This window comes from Polaromonas sp. P1_A2 (genome assembly GCF_056406895.1).
Genome location: NZ_JBFTZI010000001.1, coordinates 878,238 through 903,361 on the forward strand (window position 1 = coordinate 878,238; position 25,124 = coordinate 903,361).

Here is a 25,124-nt window from a genome sequence, read left to right on the forward strand (position 1 = left end):
GGCGTTACCTTGTGGGGTCAGGGCTTGGGGGCGGGCGGCAGCACCGGGTAGGTGTGGTTCAGGCCCTGCAGGTACTTGACCAGGTCCAGCGCCTGGGGCGTGGGCACCACCACCTGGCCCACGTTGGGCCCATAGGCGGGCGGCAGGGCCAGCGGCGTCTCGCCTTCGCTTTCCGCGTCTTTGGCGTCCTTGACGACGAAGAGGTAGGGGTAGGACGGCATGATGGAGCCGGGCACATAGGCGCGCGGCTGGTACAGGTGGCCCAGGTGCCAGTCCTTGCTGGGCTGGCGCACCCCGATGTTGAACAGGTCGGGACCGGTGCGCATGCTGCCCAGCAGGTGCGGCTTGTCGTAGAAATAATCGCCGGGCACCGAGGCCCGGCCCCAGCCGCGCTCCGCATCGGGGCCGAAATTGCGGTCGCGTGGCTGCTGGCTGTGGCAGTACACGCAGCCGTTGGCGATATAGACCTCGCGCCCGCGCAGCTGCGCGCTGGTGTAGCCCTTGAGCTGCGGCGGCGGCTTGATGTCGCGCACCTGCATATAGGGCATGACGACCAGGGCCGCCGTGGCAATGCCCAGCGCCACCATGGCGCCGGAGGCCAGCTTGACTTCATTTTCCATGTGCAGCCCCCAGTTCCGTGCTTTGCGGCTCGTTGGGCCAGAACAGGGCGGCGCCCGCGCGGCCCGGCCCGAAGCGCAGCGCCATGGCCAGGAAATGGCCGACGAACACCAGGTGGCTGAGCACCATCAGGCTGCCTCCCACGGACCGCCACTGGAGGTAGGGCAGGGTGACCTCCACCGAAGCCATAAAGGGCCGCGCGGCGTCCAGCATGGCCACACCCTGGAGCCAGCCGCCTATGGTGAGCCCGATGAAATAAATCATCGCCCCCACGGCCGCCAGCCAGAAATGCAGGGTGATCAGTTTGGGATAGGGCCACTCCCAGTTCAGCACCCGGGGCATCATGAAATAGATGGCGCCGAACAGCACCATGGTGACGAAGGCATAGGCGCCCAGGTGGGCGTGGGCCACCGTGAAATGGGTGAAGTGGGTAATCTGGTTGACGCTGCGCAGCGCCTCCAGCGAGCCCTGCAGCGAGGACGCCAGGTACATCAGCCCGCCGAACATCATGAAGCGCAGCGTGGGCGAATAGCGCGCCAGGTGCATGCGCCCCCGCAGCGTGGCGCCCATGTTGATGCTGAAGGCGATCACCGGAATCACCATCATGACGCTTTGCACGATGGACAGCGTGATCAGCCAGCCCGGCACCGGCCCGCCTATGAGGTGGTGGCCGCCCACCTGCCCGTAGAAAAACGCCAGCGTCCAGAAGCCGAGCAGCGAGAGGTTGTAGGAGCGTATCGGCCGGCCTATGACCTTGGGCAGGAAGTAATAGATGGCGCCCACGCTGACCGGCGTGAACCACAGGCCCAGCACGTTGTGGCCGTACCACCAGTTGGTGGTGGCCTGCTGCACCCCGGTGTGCACACCGGGCATCTTGCCGACCAGGAAGAGCAGCGCGATCCACAGCAGCGCCGCTGTCATGTACCAGACGCTGACGTAGAGGTGTGAAACCTTGCGGTTGACCAGCGTGTACAGCACCGGCAGGATCACCAGCGCAAAGCCGGCGAACATGAAGATCGCGATCTGCCACGGAATTTCCAGGTATTCCATGCCGTCGTTCCAGCCGGTGGCGATGGCGCCTATGCCGCCGGCGATGCCCATGTTGATGAGCGCGCCGCCCAGCATGACCCAGATGGCGCCGTACAGCCGGGTGCGCAGCAGGCGCGGCAGCAGCCACACGATCATCCCCAGCGCGGCATTGGTGATCCAGCCGTAGAGCACGCCGGTCAGGTGCACCGTGCGTATGCGGCCGAAGGTCAGCCAGGCATAGTCGGTGAGCCAGTCGGGTTCGTGCAGCTTGATGGACGAGATCAAACCCGCCGCCGAGCCCACCACCAGCCACATGCAGGCAAAGGTGATGAACATGAACACCGGGAAGGCGGTGGAGCGGTCGGAGCTGATGCGGTCGAGCAGCTCGGCGGCGTCCGCAGCGTGCGGCTGGAGGCCGCCTTCCTTCGCCGCCTGCTGCATGGACGCCTGGGCGGCGCCCTGCAGGGCCGGGTCGTCCACCTGGCCGACTTCGCCGTGCGCGAAGATCACCGAGGCGGCGGTCGGGTTCTCCACCAGCAGCCCCTTGCGCAGCGACCAGATGAATACGAACAGGCCGATGATGGAGAGCAGGAAGGCGCCCAGCAGGCTGAAGACGGCGCTGTCCATCATGCGGCCCCTTCTGTCTGTGCCGCCTGCCCGCTGTTCCGGGGGGAAACTGTCATGAATCATTCCTCCGCTATGTGTGTTGAAGGGAAGCTTGCGCCTGGCGACAGCCTTTTTTGGGCCCTTGGGCCGAGGCCGGCAGTGGCCGCGTGCGGAGCGCCCATCCTACGCCTTTGGCTCCTCGCAGGCCAGCCTGCAAAGCCGGGAATGCGCTGTCTGCTATGAATTTTGTAGCTTTTTTGCGTTCGATGCGGCGGGCATGGGCGCGCGCCTGAGTTTTTTGTACGAATTAAGTTTCGCCTCATGAAGCCGTGTTAGCCTCGCCCGCATGTTGAACCGCATCCCCTCCTTCCTGCGCCATGTCGGGCCCGGCGTTGTCACCGGCGCCGCCGACGACGACCCATCCGGCATCGCCACTTACACGCAGGCGGGGGCGCAGTTCGGCACCGGGCTGCTCTGGACGGTGTTTTTATCGCTGCCCTTCATGATCGCCATCCAGTTGGTGAGCGCTCGCATAGGGCGGGTCACCGGCAAGGGCGTGGCGGCCAACCTGAGGGAGCACACGCCGCGGGCCTTTCTGATGGCCATGGTGTTTTTGCTGGTGGTCGCCAACACCATCAACATCGCGGCCGACATCGCCGCCATGGGCGAGGCGCTGCAACTGGCCGTGGGCGGCGGCGACCACTTCCATGCGGTGGCTTTCGGCGTCATCACGGTGCTGCTGCAGGTTTTTGTGCCCTACCGCAAGCTCGCGCCCATCCTCAAGTGGCTGACGCTGTTCCTGTTCGCCTATGTGATCGCCGTGTTCCTGGTGCAGGTGCAGTGGGCCCAGGTGCTGCACGACCTGGTGATTCCCAAGCTGCAATGGACCTCGGGCTACTGGATGATGATCGTCGCGCTGCTGGGCACCACGATCTCGCCCTACCTGTTTTTCTGGCAGGCCTCGCAGGAAGTCGAAGAGCTGCGCCTGAAGGGCGGCGGCCCTGGATCGGAAAAGGAAGTGCGCCGCGACCTGCGCCGCGTCAAGCGCGACACCTACATCGGCATGTTTTTCTCCAACGCCATCGCCTTCTTCATCATGGTGCTCGGTGGGGCGGTGCTGTATGCGGCCGGCATCCACGACGTCACCTCGGCCGCGCAGGCGGCGCAGGCCTTGCGGCCGCTGGCCGGCGACTTTGCCTTTGCGCTGTTTGCCGGCGGCATCATCGCCACCGGCCTGCTGGCCGTGCCGGTGCTGGCCTCGTCGGCCGCCTACGCGGTGGCCGAAGCCTTCGGCTGGCCCGAGGGCCTGGAGCGCCACTGGTACGAGGCCAAGCGCTTTTACGCCATCATCGTCATCGCCACGGTGGTCGGCACCGGCATGGACTTCACCAGCATAGACCCGATGAAAGCGTTGTACTGGAGCGCCGTGATCAACGGCGTGGTGGCCGTGCCCATCATGGCCGGCCTGATGCTGCTGGCCGGCCGCAAATCGGTGATGGGCAAGTTCACCTCGGGCTTGAAGACCACCTGGTTCGGCTGGGGCGGCGTGGTGGTGATGGGCTTTGCGGTGCTGATGATGTTCCGGGATGTGATTTTGCAGATGCTTTAGAGCGCAATGCGGACCGGTGCGGGCATCCGTTGTCAGCCGCAGAGGCTCCTGATTTCCGGCGGTATCGGCACAGCCCGTATGCCGGCGGCGCCATCCTCGCGCCGCGCGGCGAAAATCCGCACCTCCTCGCATTCCATGACCAGCTGTTCAGCGCGCATCACGCGGTAACGCTGCACAAAACTTTTGTTCCTCCATTCGGCAATGCTGGTGTGGACGGCCAGCGTGTCGCCGTAGGTGGCGGCGCAGACAAAACGCGAACGCGTGTCCACCAGCGGCGTGCCTATCACGCCCAGCGTTTTTTCGGTTTCCTGCCACGAGGGCACGCCGCATTGCACAAAAAAGTGGCGCGAGGCGGCGTCTATCCAGCGAAAGAAGTTGGGAAACCACACAATGCCGGCGGGATCGCAGTCGCCAAACTCCACGCGCACGGTGTGGGTGATCTGTTTGCTCATGTGTGGATCTAGTCGCCTTTTATATTGCGTGCCCGGATCAAAGCGCCGAAGCGCGTGCCGTCGATGGCGGCCCGGCTGCCGAAATCCGCCGGCGACATGGGCGCCGGCACACCGCCAATCGCCGAGATGCGGTCGCGAACCGCCTGGGTGCCGAGGATTTTGTTGATCTCGCGGTTCAGCCGGTTGACCACCTCGGCCGGCGTGCCGGCCGGTGCGTAGAAGCCGAACCAGGTGTCGGCATCAAAACCCTTGAGGCCGGCCTCCTCGAGCGTGGGCACGTCGGGGAAGAGAGGCGAACGTTTGGCGCTGCCCACGGCCAGCAGCTTGAGCTTGCCGGCTTTCACATGCTGCAGGCCTATGCCCGGATCGAACATGAAATCGAGCTGCCCGCCCAGCAGGTCCTGCATGGCCGGGGCCGCGCCGCGGTAGGGGACATGCACGGCGTAGAGGTTGGCCTGGGCTTTCATCATTTCGGCCGCGAGATGGGGCGAGCTGCCGTTGCCCGGCGAACCGAAAGACAGCTTGCCGGGATTTGCCTTGAGGTAGGCCAGGAACTCCTTGATGTTGTTGGCCGGAAGCGCCGGCTTGACCTCCAGAAACACCAGCACGCGCGCCGCGGCTGCCACGGGCGTGAGGTCCTTGGCCGGGTCGAACGCCATCTTGGGGTAAAGGTGCGGATTGACGGAGACCATGCCGCCCGAACTCATCAGCAGCGTGTAGCCGTCGGCCGGGGCTTTGGCGACCACCTCGCCGCCTATATTGCCGTTGGCGCCCGCGCGGTTTTCGATGACCACCGGCTGGCCCAGGACATCGGCCAGCGGCACGCCGATGGCGCGCGCCAGCTGGTCGGCAGCGCCGCCCGGCGGGAAGTTGACGATGAGGCGGACCGGTTTGGCCGGCCACGCATGCGCGGCCGGCGCTGAGGCGGTTTGCGCCTGGACGGCGGGAAACCATATGCTGCCGGCGGCCAGCGCCAGCATGGGTAATGCGCGCAGGCCGGGTGGGAAGGGAAGTTTCATGGGGTGTCTCCTTTTTTAGTTTGAACGGGGGTGCTTCAAATCGCCTTGGCGGCGCGAGATTTGCGGTGCGGGTTGTCCACCCACCGGATCGGTTGCGCCTTGACGGGGCGGGCCGGCGCGCCATGCTGCGCCAACGCCTGGTCCAGCGCCTTGCCGGCTTCGTCCTCCAGGGCCGCGGCGCGCGCCTGGGCAATGGCGGCGGCACGCAAGTCGTGCGAGGCAAAGGGCGCACCGGCGGCCAGGTGTTCCAGCACATGCATGAGGTTGTCCTTGCCGCGCTCGTTGGTGCTGCCGTAGCCCTTGATCAGGCGGCCGCACAGCGCGATCTCGTGGCCCAGCTGCCAGTGTTGGCGGGTGCCTTCCACGACACCCGCCAGCCATTGCTCTATCAATGCCTGCTCTTCGGCAAAACGGCTGCCGCGCACGCGCAGCCATTTCAGGCCGGCCAGCAGGCGCAGCGACAGCATGCCGAGGACGGAATGCGTGCCCACCTTCAGGGGCATGGCCCAAGGCGCTTTGCCCCTGGCCACGCGCGAGCGGTCCCAGCGGGTCACGCGCGCCGCCAGGCCCCGGGGCAGCAAGGCGGCGAACTCCGCCGCGCCGGGCTTGAAGTGGTCGTAGACCCGCAGCAGGTCGGCCGCGCCCGCCCCGGCCTCGCCGCTGACGCGCCGCCAGCGGCCGGCGCTGCTTTTCAGGTCGGCCACGCGCACGATGTCGTCAAACGCCATCCACAGCGCCAGCCAGCGCGCCATCTCGCGCGTGGTGGCGTAGCTATTCGCGGCGGCGGGGTCGGCCAGCTGTTCGGCTGCCAGCACCTGCCGCAAGCGCCGCACATAGAGGTCGGCGTAGCCTCGGTCCTGGTACTCCAGCATGCGTGCATGGCCCAGGGCCAGCATCTCATGCACCGGCTGCGGAAAGAGGCGGGCCAGGTCGGCTTCCAGCCCATTGCCGGGGGATGCCTGCAGCGGCTGTTCGGGCTGCTGTCCCGGCAGCAGACTGGAGACCAGCGCGGTCTGCGCCTGTTGGGTATTGATTTGCGTGAACGCGCGATCAAAGCCGCGCAGGCTGGCCTCGGCGCCTTTGCCGCCGTGGCGGATCACGGTTTCATAGGCCTTGCGCGCAAAGGGCAGCAGGCCGCTGCCGGCAATCGCGCCCAGCATCACGGCGCTGACCACCGTGCCGCAGTCCTTGGCGATCCGGCCCATGTCCAGCACCTGGCTGGCCCGGCTTTGCGCCGCAATGGCCTGCAGCAGCGGCGCGTCCGCGGTGCGGCCGTCGCCGGGCACCACACGTTCGGCCGTGGTCAGCGTGCGGCTGCTGGAAGTGATGACCAGGGTGCGCTGCGGCGAGCTCATGCCGTTGCCGACCTGGCGCGCGGTTTCCAGCAACTCGGATGACACCAGCCCGTCGAGCGCGCCCGGCACGGGGTTGAGGCTGAACACCGGGCGCCTGCCTTGCAGCTCGGCCAGCGGCACCGGAAACACCTCCAGGTAATAGGTGGTGGCGCCGGTGCGCTGCGCCACGCCGGGGATGGAGGTGCTTTGCGCCGCGTAGCCGCTGGCCTGCGCGATGTCGACCAGCCATTCGGTCAGCACGCCGCCGCCTTCGCCGCCCAGGGCGCAGATCAGCAGGGTGATGGGTTTTTGGTGATTCATGGTCATGCTGTCTGCATGGCTCGCACCAGCACGGCGCGCACGCCGTCCAGCAGGCGTTCGTGCCACTTGGGGTTCTGGATGACTTCAGCCCGGTAAAACGAGGGGCACAGGGTGGCCGCATGCGCATTGGCGCCGCACAGGCCGCAGCCGACGCAGCCGTCGATCACCGTGGCCACCGGGTCCACCTTGAGCGGGTCGGGGTTGTCTTTCAGCGTCAGCGTCGGGCAGCCCGAGAGCCGGATGCAGGCGTGGTCGCCGTTGCAGACGTCTTCGTCCACGCCGTACTTCACGCGCACCACACGCTTGCCCTTCTTGAGCAGGCCGGCCAGCCAGGGCTTGATGCGGCGCTGGCGCTCGAGCTGGCATTCGCCCTCGGCGATGATGACTTTCAGGCCGTTGAAGTCGGTGGTGAAGGCCTCGTTGAGCGTCTGGCGCATTTCCTCGACGTGGTAGGTGTGCACCGTGCGCAGCCATTGGACGCCCAGGCCCTGCAGGGTTTTTTCGATGGTGGTGTTGGTGCCGGTCAGGCTTTGCAGCTTGTCGGCCGCGTTGAACTTGGCGTCCATGTCCGGCGTGGAGATGATGTCCTGCGTGCCGGTGGCCGAGGTGTAGCCGTTCTTGAAGATCAGCAGCACCGCGTCGTCGCCGTTGAACAGCGCCGACTGCACGCCGGTCAGCAGGCCGTTGTGCCAGAAGCCGCCGTCCCCCATGATGGACAGCGTGCGCCGCGCCATCATCGGCGACACGCCGGCGCGGCTGGCCAGGCTCATGCCGTAGCCCAGGATGGAGTGGCCGAAAGAAAAGGGCGCAAAAGTGCCGAAAGCATGGCAGCCGATGTCAGCCGCGATGTGCACCGGCCCCACGTCCTGCTGCGCGAGCTTGAGCGCGGAAAACACCGGCCGCTCCGGGCAGCCTATGCAAAAGCCGGGCGGGCGCGCCGGCAGGGGCTGGTTCAGCTGCGCCTCGATCTGCCGGCCCACGGCCTCGCGGCGACCGGCATTGCCTTGCAGCCAGCCGGCGGCCGCTGCGGTGTCCACGTCGGGGGCGTAGCGCGCGACAAACGCCGCCAGGCCGGCGGCCACAACCTCCACCGAATATTCACCGCCCGAGGGCAGCATGTCCTTGCCGTGCAAACGCGTGCTGATGTCGCGCCGGCGCAAAAAGGTGGCAATCTCCTGCTCGATGTACTCGGGTTGGCCTTCCTCGACCACCAGCACCGCATCTTTGCCCAGCGCGAATTCCGCCACCTGCTCGGGCACCAGCGGGTAGGTGACGTTGAGCACCAGGATGGGAATACCGGTTTGGCCGAAGGCATCGCACAGGCCGAACTGCTGCAGCGACCGGACCAGCGTGTTGTAGATGCCGCCCTGCACGATGAGGCCGAGGTTTTTGCGGGGGCCGTCCATCAGTTCGTTGAGCCGCTGCTCCACGATGTAGCGGCGGGCGGCCGGGATGCGCTCATGGGTTTTGAGTTTTTCATGCCGGAAGGTGACAGGCGGGTGGGCCAGCTTTGCGTAGTCGAAGGCGGCGGGTTCCGCCATCAGCTGCCGGGTCGATATCGCGGGCGGGCGGTTGTCCTTGCAGGCAAAGCTGCCGCGCACGTGGCAGGCGCGTATGCGCAGCTCCAGGATGGCCGGCATGTTCGAGGCTTCCGACAGGCGAAAGCCGTGCTCCACCATCTCCACCATTTTTTCCAGGTCCGGGCGAGGGTCCAGCAGGCACATCGAGGACTTCAGCGCATAGGCATGGCTGCGCTCCTGGATCACGCTGGCGCCTTCGCCGTAGTCTTCACCGACCACGATGAGCGCGCCGCCCAGCACGCCGGGCGAGGAAAGGTTGGACAGCGCGTCGGCGGCGACGTTGGTGCCGACGATGGACTTCCAGGTCACCGCGCCGCGCAGCGGGTAGTGGATGGAGGCGCCCAGCATGGCCGCGGCCGAGGCCTCGTTGGAGCAGGCCTCCACATGCACGCCCAGCTCGTCCATATAAGGCTTGGCCTGCACCATGACGTCCAGCAGGTGCGAGACCGGCGCGCCCTGGTAGCCGCCCACATAGGCCACGCCGGACTGCAGCAGCGCCTTGGTGATCGCGAGAATGCCCTCGCCGCGGAAGGTCTCGCCCGCACCCATGCGCAGCGACTCGATCTCCTTGCTGAATGAAACTTCCACGCGTGTCTCCTTATGCCTTGTTGTCGTGGGAAGCCTGGAGTTTGGGCCCCGGGAAACCATTCATCAATAAAATAAGAAAACTATCTAGTATTCATTTAATGCATATCAAAGACATAGACCTGAACCTGCTGAGGCTGTTCGACGCGGTCTACCGCACCCGTAACGTCAGCCGCGCGGCCGAGCTGCTGGACCTGACGCAGCCCGCCGCCAGCCAGGGCCTGACGCGCCTGCGGCTGCTGATCAAGGACCCGCTGTTCGTGCGCGCCGGCGGCGGCGTGCAGCCCACGCCCAAGGCCGACCGGCTGGCCGACGCGGTGCGCAGCGCGCTGGCCACGCTGGAGCAGGCGCTCAATGAATCGGCGCAGTTTGAGCCCTTGCAGTCACGCAAGGTGTTCCGTATCCACATGAGTGATATCGGCGAGGGCCGCTTCCTGCCGGACCTGATGGTGGCGCTGCGCCGGCAGGCACCCGGCGTGCGCATAGAGACCTCACCCGTGGCCCGCGGCGAGATTGCCGCCTCGCTGGACAGCGGACGCATCGACTTTGCCTTTGGCTTCCTGCCCACGGTCAAGGACACCCAGCGCGTGCAGCTGCTCAAGGACCGTTATGTGGTGCTGCTGCGCGCGGGCCACCCCTTTGCCGGCACGCGGCGCGGCGGCCAGGCGCTGCTGGACGCCCTGCGCCAGCTGGAGTTTGTGGCGGTGCGCACCCACTCCGACACGCTGCGCATCCTGCAGATGCTGCAGCTCGAAGACCGGCTGCGCCTGACGACGGAACACTTCATGGTGCTGCCCTCCATCGTCAAGGCCACCGACCTCGCGGTGGTCATGCCGCGCAACATCGCCAGGATATTCGCGGCAACGGACAACTACGAGATCATCGAGCCGCCGTTCCCCCTGCGCGACTTCACGGTGTCGCTGCACTGGAGCAAACGGTTTGAGTCGGATCCCGGCAACCGGTGGATGCGGCAGACCATCGTGGCGCTGTTCTCCGAAAGCTGAGCCGGCGCGGGGCGGCTCAGTCTGCGGCCTTTAGTTCTTTAGGCCTTTAGCTTCACCCACAAGCGCTGCGGCCCCGCACCCTGTTCGCCCAGCTTGTCATACGGGTTGCGCAGCCGGCATTTGTCGATCGAGAGGCAGCCGCAGCCTATGCAGTCGTCCAGCGTGTCGCGCAGCTTTTTGAGCTGCGCCATGCGTTCATCGAGGTCGGCGCGCCAGGCGGCCGACAGGCGTTCCCAGTCCGCGCGGCTGGGCGCGGCCTTCGCGGGCAGGCTGGACAGGGCCGCCTCGATGTCGGCCAGCGCAATGCCCACCCGCTGCGCCACACGCACAAAAGCCACACGGCGCAGCATCTCGCGCGCATAACGGCGCTGGTTGCCTTCGGTGCGGGTGCTGCTGATCAGCCCCTTGGTTTCATAAAAATGCAGGGTTGACACCGCCACGCCGCTGCGGCGCGCCATGTCGCCGACCGAGAGCGTGGGGAAGATGCCGGCCTGTTCGAGTTCCGTGCCCATGGCTTTCCTTGAAAAAAGTGCTTGACCTCAACTTTACTTGAGGTTCCAGACTGCTGCTTTTGCGAGCCAACCCGGCCCGCTTATTTCAAAAAGGAGTTGTTTCCATGTCCAGCGATTCATCCAGCCCCGCTTCCTCTTCTGCCTCTGCCTCCGTGTTCCGCGTCGACAAATTTGTCGTGCCCTCGCAGTCTATCTCCGCGTTTGTCGAGCGCATCCACCAGGTCCAGCGCATGCTGGGCGAGCAACCGGGCTGCCTGCAAAAACATGTGCTGACCCAGACCGGCGACAGCAGCGAGTTCGATGTGGTGACGGTGGTGGAATGGGCCAATGCCGATGCGGTAGCCGCCGCCCAGGCCGTGATGCAAAAGCGGCTCGCGAGCGAGGGCTTTGACATCCAGGCATTCAGGAAAAAGCTGGGTGTTCGCGGCGATTCGGGGATGTATCGGGAGGCTTGATTTTCTCTCTCGGATCAGGCGGTAAAACGCTGCTGCAGCTGTGGCGCCGCAGGCTACCGCTGTGCTTAGCCAGGCCTGGGCGAAGCGCTGGCAACGGCGCGCCGATGAACCCAGGCACGGTCATTTTTTCGAGAAAGGAACAAATGCGTGCGCAGTCGTTGGCGCGGCTCCTTGGGGGACGTAGGAACTGGTCGCACTGATGCGTATGCCTGAGCTTGCGCCTTCCTGGGCCCATCGAAACTCACAGCCTTCGTGGCCCTGGCGCAGCCAGGCTTCCTTGTCTTTTGGGATACGCACGGTAGAGTTGCTCCCGTTCTTGTTGCCGCTTTCGGGTACCAGGTAGAAGGTCGTATCCGGTTGTTGGACGCCGGGGGACGTGATGCCCATAAACCCACGCGCAGCCGGATCGAATTTCACGACTGCTTCGCCTGTGTCGGACAGCGAGGTGCTACGAACCCAGCAGAGGGAGGGAGAGCCTTGCGCCTCTGCGCCTGAAATGGTGAACCCCAGAACGCATAACAATAGAGCGGATTGCCACATGCGTTACTCTCTTGCACGACTTGATTTTGATCTGTCCAGGAGCATGAGCTTACGTCGATAATTTTGTCGAGTTGCCATAGCCGATGGCCTTCAGCACATTTTCCGCCGTAGCCGGCGCATCCATCACCACAAGCTGATCCCTTGGCTTCACGGCCCCCACCGCATCCCGCATCGCCTCATACACACTGATCGCCAGCATCAGCGGCGGTTCACCCACGGCCTTGCTGCCGAAGACGTTGTCTTCGCGGTTGGCTTCGGGCCACAAGGCTATCTTGAAGTGTTCGGGCACGTCGCCGGTCGCGGGGATTTTGTAGGTGCTGGGTGCGTGGGTGGTGAGCAGGCCTTTGTCGTTCCACACCAGTTGTTCGGTCGTGAGCCAGCCCATGCCCTGGATAAAACCGCCTTCGATCTGGCCTATGTCTATGGCCGGGTTGATGCTGGTGCCCACGTCGTGCAGGATGTCGACCTTGAGAACCCGGCTTTCGCCGGTCAGCGTGTCGATGGCGACCTCGGTGCAGGCCGCGCCGTAAGCGAAGTAATAGAAAGGCCGACCGGTCAGCGTGGCCTTGTCGTAGTGGATTTTGGGCGTGCGGTAAAAACCGTCGCTCCACAGCTGTATGCGGTTGGCGTAAGCCAGTTTCACGACCCCGGTGAAGGGCCGCGCGCCTGCCGGCGTGATGATCTCGCCGTTTTCAAATTGCACGGCACCCGCGCCGCATCGGTCCAAGCCGGCGACGAACTGCGCGAGGTTGTCGCGCACATTGCGGGCCGCGTACTGCGCGGCGCGCGCATTGAGGTCGGTGCCGGCCGAGGCGGCGGTGGCCGAGGCGTTGGGGACCTTGCTGGTGTCGCTGGCCGTGGCCAGCACCTGGGCCAGGGGCACGCCGAGTTCGTCGGCCACGATTTGCGCGACCTTGGTGTTCAGGCCCTGGCCCATTTCGGTGCCGCCGTGATTGACCTGCACGCTGCCGTCGGTATAGACATGCACCAGCGCGCCGGCCTGATTGAAGAGCGTGGCGGTGAAGGAGATGCCGAATTTGACGGGGGTGAGGGCGATGCCGCGCTGGATGACTTCGCTTTTGGCATTCCAGGCAGCGATGGCCTGGCGGCGCTGGCGGTAGTGCGAGGTCTGTTCCAGCTTGGCCAGCAGCGGTTCGAGGATGTTGTCCTCGACCTTCATCTGGTAGTGCGTGGTATCGCGGCGCCGTTCCGGCGCGGTCACGTTCGCCGCTGCGACGACTTCGTCGCTGTATAAGTTGCGCCTGCGCACGTCCAGCGGGTCCAGGCCCAGGCTGCGCGCGATGTCGCCCATGATGGTTTCGATGACGATCATGCCCTGCGGGCCGCCGAAGCCGCGGAAGGCGGTGTTGCTTTGGGTGTTGGTCTTGCAGCGGTAAGAGGCGATCTCCACGTCTTCGAGGAAATAGGCGTTGTCGGCGTGGAAGACCGCGCGGTCGGCCACCGGGCCTGAAAGATCGGCGCTGAAGCCGCAGTTCACGGCCATCATGAGCTTGAGGCCGGTGAGCCGGCCGCTGTCGTCAAAACCCACCTCGTATTCGTAGGCAAAGGGATGGCGCTTGCCGGTGACCATAAAGTCGTCGTCGCGGTCCAGCCGCAGCTTGACGGGGCCGTTTAGCTTGTGGGCGGCAATCGCGGCCCAGACGGCCATCTGGCCCGATTGGGTTTCCTTGCCGCCAAAGCCGCCGCCCATGCGCCTGCACTCCACACGCACCGCATGATTGGCAATGCCCAGCGCATGCGAGACCCAGTGCTGGATCTCGCCGGGGTGCTGGGTGCTGGAATACACCAGCCATTGCTGTTGCTCCTGCGGCACGACATAGGCCAACTGGCCCTCGAGGTAGAAGTGTTCCTGGCCGCCGACTTCCAGTGTGCCCTTTAGCCTGTGCGCGGCTTTCTTGAGGGCGGCGGCCGCATCGCCGCGTTTCACGAATACCGGCGGCAGCACATAACTTTGGGCCTTGAGCGCATCCTGCACTTTGAGCAGTGCCGGCAAGGGTTCTATATGGCACACCACCTTGCGCGCGGCGCGGCGCGCCTGCATCACGGTGTCGGCCACCACCACGCCTATGACCTGGCCTATGTGCTGCACGGTATCTTGCGCGAACACCGGTTCGTCGTGCGAAAAATTGCCCAGTACGGGGTCGCCGGGAATGTCGCGCGCGAGGATCACGTCGCGCACACCGGGCATAGCCAGGGCGATGGTGGTGTCCACACCCAGCAGCTTGCCGTGCGCCACCGTCGACAAGATGGGTGCGGCATGCAGCGTGCCGCGCAGCTCGGGAATGTCGTCGACATAGGTGGCGGCGCCGGCCACCTGCGCGCGCGCGCTTTCATGCGGCGTGGAGCGGCCGGCCGCGCGCGCGCCGGCGGGCTGGCGAGCCAGCGACTGCTTTTGGGGTGGGTCGGCGGGCGGCATGCTGTCGGCACGCGCATTGGCCGCGCGCACCCCGGGGTCGGCTACCACGTCGCGGCTTACGGACATGTCCTTGGCATTCATGCGGCCTCCTCCAGCCGGAAGGAGGCCAGGTTGATCTGCTGCAGGCCCTGGCTTTCGAGCCAGTAGCGCTGCAGCAAATTGCCCAGCACCTCGCTGCGGTAGGCGGCCGAGGCCCGCATGTCGGAGATGGGCGAGAACTCGGCGCGCAAGGCGGCCATGGCCTGGCGCACGGTGGCCTGGCTCCAGGGCTGGCCTTGGAGCGCGGCCTCGGTCTGCACCGCGCGCACGGGCGTGGCGGCGACGCCGCCCGCGCCAATTGAGGCGGCGATGACCTTGCCATTTTCAATTTGCAAATTGATCGCCAGGCAGACGGCGGAGATGTCGTCGTCGTAGCGTTTGGAGATTTTGTAGACCTTCATCGCTTCCCCGGGCTGCGGCCTGGGCACCTTGATCCAGGCCAGCACCTCATCCGGGGCCATCACATGCTTGCGGTAGCCGGTGTAGAGCTTCTCCAGCGGCATCTCGCGGTGGCCGCGCACGCTCATCAGCACGACGTTCGCGTTCAAGGCGATGAGCAAGGGCATGGAGTCGCCGATGGGTGAACCGTTGGCGACATTGCCGCCCAGGGTGCCCGAGTTGCGCACCGGCAGGCCGGCAAAGCGGGCCGCGAAGTTGTGCAGCTGCGGGCGGTCCTTCACCAGCGCCGCATAGGCGTCGGCCAGCGTCACGGCCGCGCCCAGGGCGATGTGATGCGGGTAGTGTTCAACACGCCGCAGCTCTTCCACCTTGGTGACATCGATCACCTGGCCGAATTCCCTATGCATCTTGGTGACCCAGAGGCCGACGTCGGTGCAGCCGGCGACCAGCTGGGCGCCGGGCCGGTCGGCGCGGGCCTGCAGCAGGACGGCCAGGGTGCGCGGGGCCAGGTAGGCTGTTTCGGCCACGCCGGGCTCCGAGCGCAGGGACTGGAGCTTGCGCAGCAGCGCGGTTTCATCAACCTTCACGGGCGGCAGCGTGGCCATGGCCTGGGCGGCATCCAGGATGGGCCGGTAGCCGGTGCAGCGGCAGAGATTGCCCGAGAGTTCTTCCTGCGCGAGCTCGCGGCTGATGGGCTCGCCCTTGCAGACATGGTTCTGGTACATGCCGAACAGGCTCATGACAAAACCGGGGGTGCAGAAGCCGCATTGGGAGCCGTGTTCATTCACCATGGCCTGTTGCGCCGGATGCAAGGCACCGTCTTGCGCCAGGTCCTCCACAGTCCACAAGGCCAAACCGTCAATTGAATGCGCCAGCCGTATGCAGCTGTTGATGGCGCGGTACTGGACCTGCCCGCCGGCCGCCTCGCCCAGCACCACGGTGCAGGCGCCGCAGTCGCCTTCGCCGCAGCCTTCCTTGGTGCCGGTGCAGGCCAGGTCCTCGCGCAGCAAGTCCAGCAGGGTGCGGCTGGGTGGTACATTGCTGACGGAAACAACCTCGCCCCGCCTGATGAAGCGGATGGGTCTGGAAGAAAGTGGAACAGCCATGCTTCAGGTTAAACACTCGCGCCGTGCCCGGCATATCAAAGCCCATATCAAGCGCATGGGTGAAAAGGTATGAAAGACCAGGCGCTTTTCGACAAGATAGACCTCCATCTCATCAGGGTCTTGAACACCGTGCTTACTGAACGCAGCGTATCACGCGCCGCCATCCGACTGGGTATGTACCAGCCCGCCGTCAGCGCGGCGCTCAAGCGCCTGCGGGTGCTGGCCGGCGACCCCATCCTGGTGCGCTCGGGCGCGGGCATGGTGCCCACCGATGCCGGCCTGCGCATGATCGAGCCCTCGGCCAGCATTTTGCGCGCGGCCGGCATGCTGTTCAGCGACGCCCGCGGCTTCGACCCGGCCACGGCCGACACCACCTTCCGCCTGGCGGCCAGCGACTACCTGGACCCGCTTTTTTTGCCGCAGCTGGTCGCGCAGATCAAGGCGCAGGCGCCGCGCTGCCGCATCGAGATCCAGCCGCTGTCGGCCGACTCCGACTACCGCGCGCAGCTGGCCCAGGGCCAGGCCGACATCGTGATCGGCAACTGGGCCGCGCCGCCCGACGACCTGCACATGGCGCGCCTGTTCGGCGACGAGGTGGTGTGCCTGGTGGCCAAGGACCACCCCGCGGTGCGCCGCGGCTGGGACACCGCGAGCTGGCTGGAAGCCGAACACATCGCGCCTTCGGCGCTGCACCCGGGCGCCAAGGGCGTGATCGACGAGCACCTGGACACGCTGGGCCTGGCGCGCAACATCACGGTGCGCTGCCCGCACTTCGGCCTGATGCCGTCCATGGTGGCATCAAGCTTGCTGGTGATGACCACGGGCCGCCAGTATTGCGAACGTTTTGCCGGCATCCTGCCGGTCGCCATACTGCCCAGCCCGGTGGAGTTTCCCCGCATGATGTATTACCAGCTCTGGCATGAACGCACGCATGCCTCGAATGCCGCGAAATGGCTGCGCGAGAGGGTCAAGTCCGTGGCCTCCATGCTGCGAAAAGAATGACTTTGCGTGACGGCCGGGCATGTGCCGCCGGCCTGGCTCCCTAGAATACCGACCACCCCAAAAAAACGGACACCACGAGACAAATGAGCACAGCGCAGCCCCCCACCGACAGCCCTTCCGGGCCGCAAGCGCGGCTGCGGCTGGAGGGCATCAGCAAAAGTTATCCCGGCGTGCTGGCCAACAGCGGCATCTCGCTGACCGTGCGGCCCGGCGAGATCCACGCCGTGCTCGGCGAAAACGGGGCCGGCAAATCCACGCTGATGAAAATCATCTACGGCGCCGTCAGGCCCGACGCCGGCACCGTGGCCATGGATGGCCAGCTGGTGACGGTGCGCAACCCGCACGAGGCGCGGGCCCTGGGCATCAGCATGGTGTTCCAGCATTTCAGCCTGTTCGACACGCTCACCGTGGCCGAAAACGTCTGGCTGGGGCTGGACAAACACCTGAGCCTGGCCGAGGTCTCGGCCCGCATCGTGCAGACCACCCAGGCCTACGGCCTGCAGCTGGACCCGACACGGCCGGTGCATACGCTCAGCGTGGGCGAGCGCCAGCGCGTGGAAATCGTGCGCGCGCTGCTCACGAATCCCCGGCTGCTGATCCTCGACGAGCCGACCTCGGTGCTGACGCCGCAGGCCGTCGAAAACCTGTTTGTCACCCTGCGCCAGCTGGCCGCGCAGGGCTGCAGCATTTTGTACATCAGCCACAAGCTGCATGAAATCCGGGCGCTGTGCACCGCCTGCACGGTGCTGCGCGGCGGCAAGGTCTCGGGCGAATGCGACCCGCGCCAGGAATCGAATGCCTCGCTGAGCCGCCTCATGATTGGCGCCGAGCCGCCCGCGCTGGAGCACCGCGAGCTGCACGCCGGCGCCGTGGTGCTGGACGTCAAGCGGCTGGACTTGCCCAAGGAAGAACAGTTCGGCGTGGACCTGCACCAGGTGGCGCTGCAGGTGCGCGCCGGCGAGGTGGTCGGCATTGCCGGCGTCTCGGGCAACGGCCAGAAGGAGCTGCTGTACGCGCTCTCGGGCGAAGACACCCGCGCCGCCGGCGATGCGATTGTGGTCAAGGGCCAGGCGGTGGGCAAGCTGGGACCGCACCGGCGCCGCGCGCTGGGCCTGCATTTTGTGCCCGAGGAACGCCTGGGCCGCGGCGCCGTGCCTTCGCTTTCGCTGGCGCGCAACCTGCTGCTCACGCGCAAGGAGTCCGTCGCCGGCAACGGCTGGCTGAACCGCGGCGCGCTGCAGGCGCAGGCCGAGCGCATCATCGCCGCCTACAAGGTCAAGTCGGGCGGGCCGCAGGCCGTGGCCAAGTCGCTGTCGGGCGGCAACCTGCAGAAATTCATCATGGGCCGCGAGATCGATGCCCAGCCCACGCTGCTCATCGTCTCGCAGCCGACCTGGGGCGTGGACGTGGGCGCGGCCACGCAGATACGCGGCGAGCTGCTCAAGCTGCGCGATGCCGGCTGCGCGGTGCTGGTCGTCAGCGAAGAGCTCGAGGAGCTGTTCGACATCTGCGACCGGCTTTATGTGATGGCCAAGGGCCAGCTTTCGCCTTCGCTGCCGCGCGCCGACGCCACGGTGGAACGCGTGGGGCAGTGGATGAGCGGGCTGTGGTCGCAGACGGAGGTGGCCCATGGCGCAGCTTGAAGTCCGCCCCCAGCCGTCCGCCTTCTGGAGCTACGCTTCGCCGCTGCTGGCCCTGCTGATCACCGTGCTGATAGGCGTGGCGCTGTTCGCGGCCCTGGGCAAGGACCCGGTCAAGGGCCTGCAGGTGTTTTTCTGGGAACCGATCAAGTCGCCGTATGCCATCGGCGAGCTGCTGGTCAAGGCCACGCCGCTGCTCATCATCGCGCTGGGGCTGGCCGTGTGCTTTCGCTCCAATGTCTGGAACATAGGCGCCGAAGGCCAGTTCGTCATGGGCGCCATCGCGGCCGGCGGCATCGCGCTGCTCGCGGAGAAAACCACAGGCCCCTGGATTGTTCCGGCCATCCTGCTGGCCGGCATCGCGGGCGGCATGGCCTGGGCCGGCCTCACGGCCCTGCTGCGCGACCGCTTCAACGCCAACGAGATCCTGGTGAGCCTGATGCTGGTCTATGTGGCCGACATGGTGCTCAACTTCCTGGTCTTCGGCCCCTGGAAGGACCCCAACGGCTACAACTTCCCGCAGACCAAGACCTTTGAGGCCGTGACGCAGATCCCGCGGCTCATGCAGGGCTCGCGCGTGAACATCGGCATCCTGCTCGCGCTGCTGGGCGTGGCCGGGCTGTGGCTGTTTTTGTTCCGCACCTATGCGGGCTTCCGGCATGAAGTCAGCGGCCTGGCGCCCGCGGCCGCGCGCTACGCCGGTTTTTCGTCGCGCCGCGCGCTGTGGCTGGCCTTGCTGACTTCGGGCGCCGCCGCGGGCCTGGCCGGCGCGCTGGAGGTGGCCGGCCCCATAGGCCAGCTCACGCCCTATGTGCCGGCGGGCTACGGTTTTGCCGCCATCATCGTCGCCTTTGTGGGGCGGCTGCACCCGGTGGGCGTGGTGTTCTCGGCCATCCTGATGAGCATGTTTTATATAGGCGGCGAGCTCGCGCAGTCGCGCCTGGGCCTGCCCAAGTCCATCACCGGCGTGTTCCAGGGCCTGCTGCTGTTCAGCCTGCTGGCCTGCGACACCCTGATCGCCTACCGCCTGAGGCTGGCCAAGCCCATCACCATGCCGGTGGCCACGCCGCCGTCTTCCGAAGTGCTGAAAGGAGCCGAGTGATGGATTCCACCGCGCTGCTGATCGCCGCGACGCTGAGCGCCGGCACCGTGCTGGCCATCGCGGCCCTGGGCCTGCTCATCAATGAAAAAGCCGGCATCGTCAACCTGGGCGCCGAGGGCATGATGCTGTGCGCCGCCATCGCCGGCTTTGCCACGGTGGTGCACACCGGCAACAGCTGGCTGGGCTTTGCGGCCGGCATGGCGGCGGGCGCCTTCCTGGCGGCTGTTTTCGGCGTGCTGGTGATCTGGCTCAACACCAACCAGTACGCGACCGGCCTGGCGCTGAGCCTGTTCGGCGCGGGTTTTTCGGCCTTTGCCGGCATCAAGTACGTGCAGGAAAAACTGCCCGAGCAGCCGCATTACCCGATTCCCTTCCTGGCCGACGTCCCGCTGCTGGGCCCGGCGCTGTTCCGCCAGCATCCCATGGTCTATATCGCGATGGCGCTGACGGCCGGGCTGGTCTGGTTTTTGTACCGCACGCGCGCCGGCCTGGTGCTGCGCTCGGTCGGCGAAAGCCCCGAATCGGCGCATGCGCTGGGTTACCCGGTGCGGCGCATACGGCTGGCGGCCGTGGTGGCCGGCGGCGCGCTGTGCGGCCTGGCCGGCGCCTATGTGTCGGTGGCCTACACGCCGCTGTGGGTCGAGGGCATGATCGCCGGCAAGGGCTGGATCGCACTGGCGCTCACCACCTTCGCCACCTGGCGCCCGGCACGGGTGTTGCTTGGGGCTTACCTGTTCGGCGGGGTGACCATGCTGCAATTCCACCTGCAAAGCCTGGGCGTGAATGTGCCCACGCAGTTTTTGAGCATGCTGCCCTACCTGGCCACCATCGTGGTGCTGGTGCTGATCTCGCGCAACCCGCTGTGGATTCGCGTCAACATGCCCAGCTCCATCGGCAAGCCGTTTTACCCCGGGGCCTGAGGACCTGTCCCGGGTTTCCGCCGCATAATTGCATTTTTTCCGTGCACCCTGTTTTACTTTCTTCACCTTCCTTCCACGAAAGCGAGATGACATGACTGACCTGCAAAAACGTTCCCTGCTCAAGCTGGCGGCCCTGTCCGCGGTGGCTGCGGCGGCCCTGGTGGGTTGCGGCAAAAAGGAAGAGGCGGCACCGGCAGCTCCGGCCGCCGCGCCCGCGGCTGCGGCGCCCGCCGCCAAGGCCGAGCCCCTGAAGGTGGCGTTTGCCTATGTCGGCCCGGTGGGCGACGGCGGCTGGACCTATGCCCACGACAACGGCCGCAAGGCGGTGCAGCAGGCCTACGGCGACAAGGTCGTCACCAGCTTTGTCGAAAAAGTGCCCGAGTCGGCCGACGCCGAACGTGTGATCCGCGACATGGCGGCCCAGGGCAACAAGCTGATTTTCGGCACCACCTTCGGCTACATGGAGCCCATGCTCAAGGTCGCCGGCGACACCAAGGACGTCAAGTTCGAGCACGCTACCGGCTACAAGCAGGCCGACAACATGCGCACCTATGACAGCCGCACCTACGAAGGCGCCTACATGGCCGGCGTGATCGCGGGCAAGATGAGCAAGTCCGGCACGCTGGGCGTGGTCGGCTCGGTGCCGATTCCCGAAGTGGTGCGCAACATCAACAGCTTCACGCTGGGCGCGCAGTCGGTCAACCCCAAGGTCAAGACCAAGGTGGTGTGGGTCAACGAGTGGTTCAACCCGCCCAAGGAAACCGAAGCCGCCACCGCGCTGATCAACGGCGGTGCCGACGTGCTGTTCCAGAACACCGACTCCTCCGCCGTGCTGCAGACCGCCGAAAAAATGGGCAAACGCGCTTTCGGCTGGGATTCCGACATGACCGCCTACGGCCCCAAGGCCCACCTGGCCTCGGCCGTGATCAACTGGGGCCCTTACTACGTGAAGGCCGTCGGTGAGGCGCTTGAAGGCAAGTGGAAGGGCAACACCGCCTCCTGGTGGGGCGTCAAGGAAGGTGCGATCGACATCGTCTCGATTGCCGCCGACGTGCCCGACGACACCAAAAAGCGCATCGACGAAGTCAAGGCCGGCCTGAAGGACGGCAGCTTCTCGATCTGGAAGGGCCCCATCACCGACAACACCGGCAAGGAACTGCTGGCCAAAGACGTGGTGGCCGACGACAAATTCCTGGGCGGCCTGAAGACTTACGTCAAGGGCGTCGAGGGCAAGGTGCCCGGCAACTGATGCGTCTTTCACCCCCTCTCCTCCGGGAGAGGGGATGGATCCGGATTCGGCTGCCTCCAGGCAGCCTTTTGTTTTTCAGGGAGCCGATATGTCTTTTTCCGTCAAACCCGTGGCCGCGGACCGCCTGCCCGAGCTGCTCAGGCGCATGCCCAAGGCCGAGCTGCACATGCACATCGAGGGCTCGCTGGAGCCCGAGCTGATCTTCGCGCTGGCCAGCCGCAACAATGTCTCGATTCCCTACGCCAGCGTCGAAGAGCTGCGCAGTGCCTACGCCTTCACCAACCTGCAGAGCTTTCTCGACATCTATTACGCCGGCGCCAGCGTTCTGATCACCGAACAGGATTTCTACGACATGGCGCAAGCCTACCTGCGCAAGGCTGCGGCCGACAATGTGCTGCATACCGAGATGTTCTTCGACCCGCAGACGCACACCGCGCGCGGCGTCAGCATGGCCACCGTCGTCAATGGACTGCACCGCGCCTGCGTGGATGCACGGGCTGAATTCGGCGTCAGCGCCTCGCTGATCCTGTGCTTTTTGCGCCACCTGAGCGAGGAAGACGCATTTGAAACGCTGGAGCAGGCCTTGCCGTTTCGCGACAAATTTATCGGCATAGGCCTGGATTCAGGCGAGGTCGGCAACCCGCCCGAGAAATTCGCACGCGTCTTCGCGCGCTGCCGCGAGCTGGGCTTTCACCTGGTCGCCCATGCGGGCGAGGAGGGCCCGCCCGAATATGTCTGGACGGCACTCGATGTGCTCAAGGTCGAACGCGTGGACCACGGCGTGCGTTCCAGCCGTGATGCCTCGCTGATGCGGCGGTTGGCGCAAGACCGTGTTCCGCTCACGGTGTGCCCGCTGTCCAACCTCAAGCTCTGCGTGTTCCCCGACCTGGCCAGCCACAACCTGCGCGAACTGCTGGACGCCGGCCTGGCGGCCACCGTCAACTCGGACGACCCGGCCTACTTCGGCGGCTATATGAACGAGAACTTCACGCAGACCTTCGCGGCCACCGGCATGGATGCGCGCCATGCCTACACGCTGGCGCGCAACAGCTTCGAGGCGAGTTTTATCGATGCCTCGGCCAAGGCGCGTTATGTGGACCGCCTCAACGAAAGCTTCGAGCGCTTCAACTGAATGCCGGCTGCCCGCGGTGCGGCCGTTGCCAGCAGCGGCAGCGCCAGCCATGCGCACAGGCCGGCCACGCCCCAGACCACGGCCCAGCCCTGCCAGGCCAGCAGGTAGGGAATGCTCAGCGGCGTGACAAAGCAGACCGCGAACACGCTGGTGTTGGCCATGCCCAGCGCCGTGCCTGCACGCCGCGCGCCGGCCAGTGTGGCAAGTTCGGTATAGGCCACGCCGTGCCAGGCCGATACACAAATCCCGCAGGCCGCCAGCAGCGCCGCCAGCGCGATGCCCACGGCGGCCGGCACCGCGGGCTGCAGCCCGGCCCAGGCCGCCAGGGCGGACAGCGCGCAGAACAGGGCAATGCTCAGCAAGGTGCAGGCGCGTAAATAGGCGCGGCGGTTCTGGTGCCTGTCGGTCCAGTGGCCGCTCCAGACGCGCATGCCCATCGCGCCCACCTGCACGCTGACCATGGCGGTGGTGATGGCGGCCACGCCCCAGTGCGCGAAGTCGTGCAGGAAGACCGTGCCGAAGGACAGCACCGCGAATTGCGGTGCGCACAGAATGCCTATGCCCGCCACGATGCGCCAGACGCGCGCGTCGCGCAGCGGGCCGGCGGTGGCGTCTGCGGCCGGCGCCGATGCAGCGGCCGGCGGGGCGACGGCGGCCGTGGAAGGCGGCGGCTCGTGCAGCCACAGCCATGCCAGGGCGGCCGTGGCCGCGCAGAGCAGCGCGAGCAAAGCGTAGATCACCGCGAAGCCCGCGTGCAGCGCCAGTCCCGGCAGCAGCAGCGCGCCCAGGCCGCCGCCCAGCGGCACGGCGGTCTGGCGGATGCTCATGGCCAGGCCGCGCTCGCCGCTGCGGAACCAGGACATGATGGCGCGTCCGCTCGCGCCGTTGACGCTGCCGCCCAGCAGGCCCACCAGCAACAGGCCGGCGGCCAGCAAGGGCAGGCCCGGTATGTGGCCGGGCGTGGGCGCCGCGAACAGCGCCATCGCGGCCAGCGCCGCGGCCGTCGCGCCCAGGCCCAGCAGCAGCACCGGCCGGTCGCCCCAGCGGTCGGCCAGGAGGCCCCAGGGCAGCTCGCTGACCGCGATGCCCAGGCCCATGAGGCCCAGCACCAAGCCCAGCGAGCTGTTGTCGAGCTGGTAGCCCGAACGCATGAAAACCGCCGTCATGGGCAGGCCGCTGAACGCCACGGAAAAACTGGCGTTGGCGGCCACGCCGACGCCCAGCACTTTCCAGCGATGCTGCGGGCCGGGAGCGGGATGGATCAGGGATGGCATAAAGGGCTTTCCAGGGCGGGGGGAAATGAGAGAAGACGGCGCCAGTGTAGAAAGCTAAAATCGTTCTGAAAATCAGAAAATATTGAACAAACAATCCCAATAAATAGGATGATTTCATGGCCCAGCCCCTGTTCGAACCCGACGTGCTGCGCACCTTCGCCACCGGCATCGCGCTGGGCAGCTATGCCAAGGCCGCCGACCGGCTGGGGCGCTCCACTTCCGCCGTGAGCGCGCAGCTCAAGAAGCTGGAGGCGCAGGCCGATACGCCGCTGTTTCGCAAGGCCGGCCGCGGCCTGGCGCTGACCGATGCGGGCGAAACCCTGCTGGCCTACGCGCACCGCCTGCTGGACCTCAATGAAGAAGCCGCCGCCGCTCTGCGCGGCGCCGACCTGCAGGGCTGGGTGCGCCTGGGCCTGCAGGAGGATTTCGGCGAAACCTTGCTGCCCGGCGTGCTGGGCCGTTTTGCGCGCGCCCATCCCAAGGTGCGCATCGAGGCCTGCGTGGCGCGCAGCGCCGAGCTGCGCGAGCGGCTGGCCCTGCGCCAGCTGGACCTGGCCCTGGTCTGGGACGCCGGCGAGCGATCGCCGCTGCCGCACGGCGAGCAACTGCTGGACTTGCCACTGCAGTGGCTGGGCGCCGCGGCGCAGGGTGAGGACCTTCCGGCCTGGGCCCGCGCGCTGCAGGCCGGCGGGCGGGACGGCGCCTGGCGCGGCGAGGCCTTGCCGCTGGTGCTGCTCGACGCGCCCTGCCCGCTGCGCGACATCGCCACGGGCGCGCTCGAGCAGGCCGGCATCCCGTGGCGGCATGCCTTCACCAGCGCCAGTCTGGCGGCGCTCTGGGCCGCGGCCGCCGCCGGCCTGGGGCTCACGCTGCGCACGGCGATCGGCGTGCCCGGCAGCTTGCGGGCACTGGCGCCGGCGGCGCACGGCCTGCCCAGGCTGCCGCGCATCGCGCTGTCGCTGTACCGCGCGGCGGCCGAGCCTGAAGCGCCGGTGGCGCAGCTCGCCATGCTGCTGCGGCAGGCGGTGCAGCAGCAGCCCGCGGCCTTGCCCGCCGTGCACGCAAGGCGCGCGGCCGGTGTTCGCCGCTGAAGATGGCCGCGCGGTCATGCGCGGGGGTATTCGACCGGCGCCCGCCTTGGGGCGGGGCGCAAACGTATG

21 protein-coding genes are annotated in these 25,124 nt (G+C 66.5%); 10 read left to right on the plus strand and 11 right to left on the minus strand.

All coding sequences use genetic code 11. The features are described 5' to 3' along the window. Nucleotides 1-17: 17 nt before the first annotated feature. Complete coding sequence (locus AC1D09_RS04190; protein WP_477663550.1) at nt 18-620, minus strand: cbb3-type cytochrome c oxidase subunit II; 603 nt, start codon at nt 618-620, stop codon at nt 18-20. Beyond that, nucleotides 610-2,274, minus strand: a complete 1,665-nt coding sequence (locus AC1D09_RS04195) for a cbb3-type cytochrome c oxidase subunit I (protein ID WP_477663592.1) — start codon at nt 2,272-2,274, stop codon at nt 610-612. The genes AC1D09_RS04190 and AC1D09_RS04195 overlap by 11 nt, the downstream gene beginning before the upstream one ends. Nucleotides 2,275-2,599: 325 nt before the next feature. Between AC1D09_RS04195 and AC1D09_RS04200 the strand changes: the two genes are divergently transcribed. Next, nucleotides 2,600-3,862, plus strand: coding sequence for an NRAMP family divalent metal transporter (locus AC1D09_RS04200; protein WP_477663549.1), 1,263 nt, complete (start codon nt 2,600-2,602; stop codon nt 3,860-3,862). A gap of 32 nt (nt 3,863-3,894) precedes the next feature. Here AC1D09_RS04200 and AC1D09_RS04205 read toward each other — a convergent pair whose 3' ends face one another. Genes AC1D09_RS04205 through AC1D09_RS04220 form a run of 4 tightly spaced genes read right to left on the minus strand, consistent with a single transcriptional unit; the run spans nt 3,895 to nt 9,156 of the window. After that, nucleotides 3,895-4,314, minus strand: coding sequence for an acyl-CoA thioesterase (locus AC1D09_RS04205; RefSeq protein WP_477663548.1), 420 nt, complete (start codon nt 4,312-4,314; stop codon nt 3,895-3,897). Nucleotides 4,315-4,322: 8 nt separating this feature from the next. After that, on the minus strand, nt 4,323-5,333 hold the full coding sequence (locus AC1D09_RS04210) for a Bug family tripartite tricarboxylate transporter substrate binding protein (RefSeq protein ID WP_477700942.1): 1,011 nt from the start codon (nt 5,331-5,333) through the stop codon (nt 4,323-4,325). A gap of 35 nt (nt 5,334-5,368) precedes the next feature. After that, a complete protein-coding gene (locus AC1D09_RS04215) occupies nt 5,369-6,988 on the minus strand; it encodes an indolepyruvate oxidoreductase subunit beta family protein (RefSeq protein ID WP_477663546.1) in 1,620 nt (539 codons plus the stop codon). Nucleotides 6,989-6,990: 2 nt separating this feature from the next. Beyond that, on the minus strand, nt 6,991-9,156 hold the full coding sequence (locus tag AC1D09_RS04220; protein ID WP_477663545.1) for a thiamine pyrophosphate-dependent enzyme: 2,166 nt from the start codon (nt 9,154-9,156) through the stop codon (nt 6,991-6,993). A 98-nt stretch (nt 9,157-9,254) separates the two neighbouring features. On the opposite strand from AC1D09_RS04220, the gene AC1D09_RS04225 reads away from it, so the two are divergent. Beyond that, complete coding sequence (locus tag AC1D09_RS04225; protein WP_477663544.1) at nt 9,255-10,157, plus strand: LysR family transcriptional regulator; 903 nt, start codon at nt 9,255-9,257, stop codon at nt 10,155-10,157. A gap of 38 nt (nt 10,158-10,195) precedes the next feature. On the opposite strand, the gene soxR is transcribed toward AC1D09_RS04225, so the two are convergent. Then, nucleotides 10,196-10,669, minus strand: a complete 474-nt coding sequence (gene soxR / locus AC1D09_RS04230; RefSeq protein WP_477663543.1) for a redox-sensitive transcriptional activator SoxR — start codon at nt 10,667-10,669, stop codon at nt 10,196-10,198. Nucleotides 10,670-10,773: 104 nt separating this feature from the next. On the opposite strand from soxR, the gene AC1D09_RS04235 reads away from it, so the two are divergent. Further along, complete coding sequence (locus AC1D09_RS04235; protein WP_477663542.1) at nt 10,774-11,124, plus strand: antibiotic biosynthesis monooxygenase; 351 nt, start codon at nt 10,774-10,776, stop codon at nt 11,122-11,124. Nucleotides 11,125-11,244: 120 nt separating this feature from the next. Here AC1D09_RS04235 and AC1D09_RS04240 read toward each other — a convergent pair whose 3' ends face one another. From AC1D09_RS04240 to xdhA, 3 genes are read right to left on the minus strand one after another with little or no spacing between them, the layout of a single operon-like run. Then, complete coding sequence (locus AC1D09_RS04240) at nt 11,245-11,664, minus strand: hypothetical protein (protein WP_477663541.1); 420 nt, start codon at nt 11,662-11,664, stop codon at nt 11,245-11,247. A gap of 49 nt (nt 11,665-11,713) precedes the next feature. Beyond that, entirely contained in the window at nt 11,714-14,182 is a 2,469-nt protein-coding gene (xdhB, locus tag AC1D09_RS04245) for a xanthine dehydrogenase molybdopterin binding subunit (protein WP_477663540.1), read from the minus strand. Beyond that, nucleotides 14,179-15,645, minus strand: a complete 1,467-nt coding sequence (gene xdhA, locus AC1D09_RS04250; protein WP_477700943.1) for a xanthine dehydrogenase small subunit — start codon at nt 15,643-15,645, stop codon at nt 14,179-14,181. Before xdhA ends, xdhB begins: the two co-directional genes overlap by 4 nt. A 69-nt stretch (nt 15,646-15,714) precedes the next feature. Here xdhA and AC1D09_RS04255 point away from each other — a divergent pair, with 69 nt between their 5' ends. From AC1D09_RS04255 to AC1D09_RS04280, 6 genes are all read left to right on the plus strand, one after another. Beyond that, complete coding sequence (locus tag AC1D09_RS04255) at nt 15,715-16,647, plus strand: LysR family transcriptional regulator (protein WP_477664802.1); 933 nt, start codon at nt 15,715-15,717, stop codon at nt 16,645-16,647. Between the two features lie 83 nt (nt 16,648-16,730). Further along, nucleotides 16,731-18,290: an ABC transporter ATP-binding protein gene (locus AC1D09_RS04260; RefSeq protein ID WP_477664803.1), complete on the plus strand. Its 1,560-nt coding sequence runs from the start codon at nt 16,731-16,733 to the stop codon at nt 18,288-18,290. Continuing rightward, nucleotides 18,277-19,389: an ABC transporter permease gene (locus tag AC1D09_RS04265; RefSeq protein WP_477664804.1), complete on the plus strand. Its 1,113-nt coding sequence runs from the start codon at nt 18,277-18,279 to the stop codon at nt 19,387-19,389. The genes AC1D09_RS04260 and AC1D09_RS04265 overlap by 14 nt, the downstream gene beginning before the upstream one ends. Further along, entirely contained in the window at nt 19,389-20,309 is a 921-nt protein-coding gene (locus tag AC1D09_RS04270; RefSeq protein ID WP_477664805.1) for an ABC transporter permease, read from the plus strand. The genes AC1D09_RS04265 and AC1D09_RS04270 overlap by 1 nt, the downstream gene beginning before the upstream one ends. Before the next feature lie 91 nt (nt 20,310-20,400). Continuing rightward, the gene (locus AC1D09_RS04275; RefSeq protein WP_477664806.1) at nt 20,401-21,558 is read left to right on the plus strand and encodes a BMP family ABC transporter substrate-binding protein; all 1,158 of its coding nucleotides are present in this window, start codon (nt 20,401-20,403) and stop codon (nt 21,556-21,558) included. An 88-nt stretch (nt 21,559-21,646) separates the two neighbouring features. Continuing rightward, nucleotides 21,647-22,690, plus strand: coding sequence for an adenosine deaminase (locus AC1D09_RS04280; protein ID WP_477664807.1), 1,044 nt, complete (start codon nt 21,647-21,649; stop codon nt 22,688-22,690). Here AC1D09_RS04280 and AC1D09_RS04285 read toward each other — a convergent pair. Further along, entirely contained in the window at nt 22,648-23,964 is a 1,317-nt protein-coding gene (locus tag AC1D09_RS04285) for an MFS transporter (protein WP_477664808.1), read from the minus strand. The two genes, AC1D09_RS04280 and AC1D09_RS04285, sit on opposite strands and share 43 nt — an antisense overlap. 116 nt (nt 23,965-24,080) lie before the next feature. On the opposite strand from AC1D09_RS04285, the gene AC1D09_RS04290 reads away from it, so the two are divergent. After that, entirely contained in the window at nt 24,081-25,055 is a 975-nt protein-coding gene (locus AC1D09_RS04290; protein WP_477700944.1) for a LysR substrate-binding domain-containing protein, read from the plus strand. Nucleotides 25,056-25,124 lie beyond the last annotated feature (69 nt).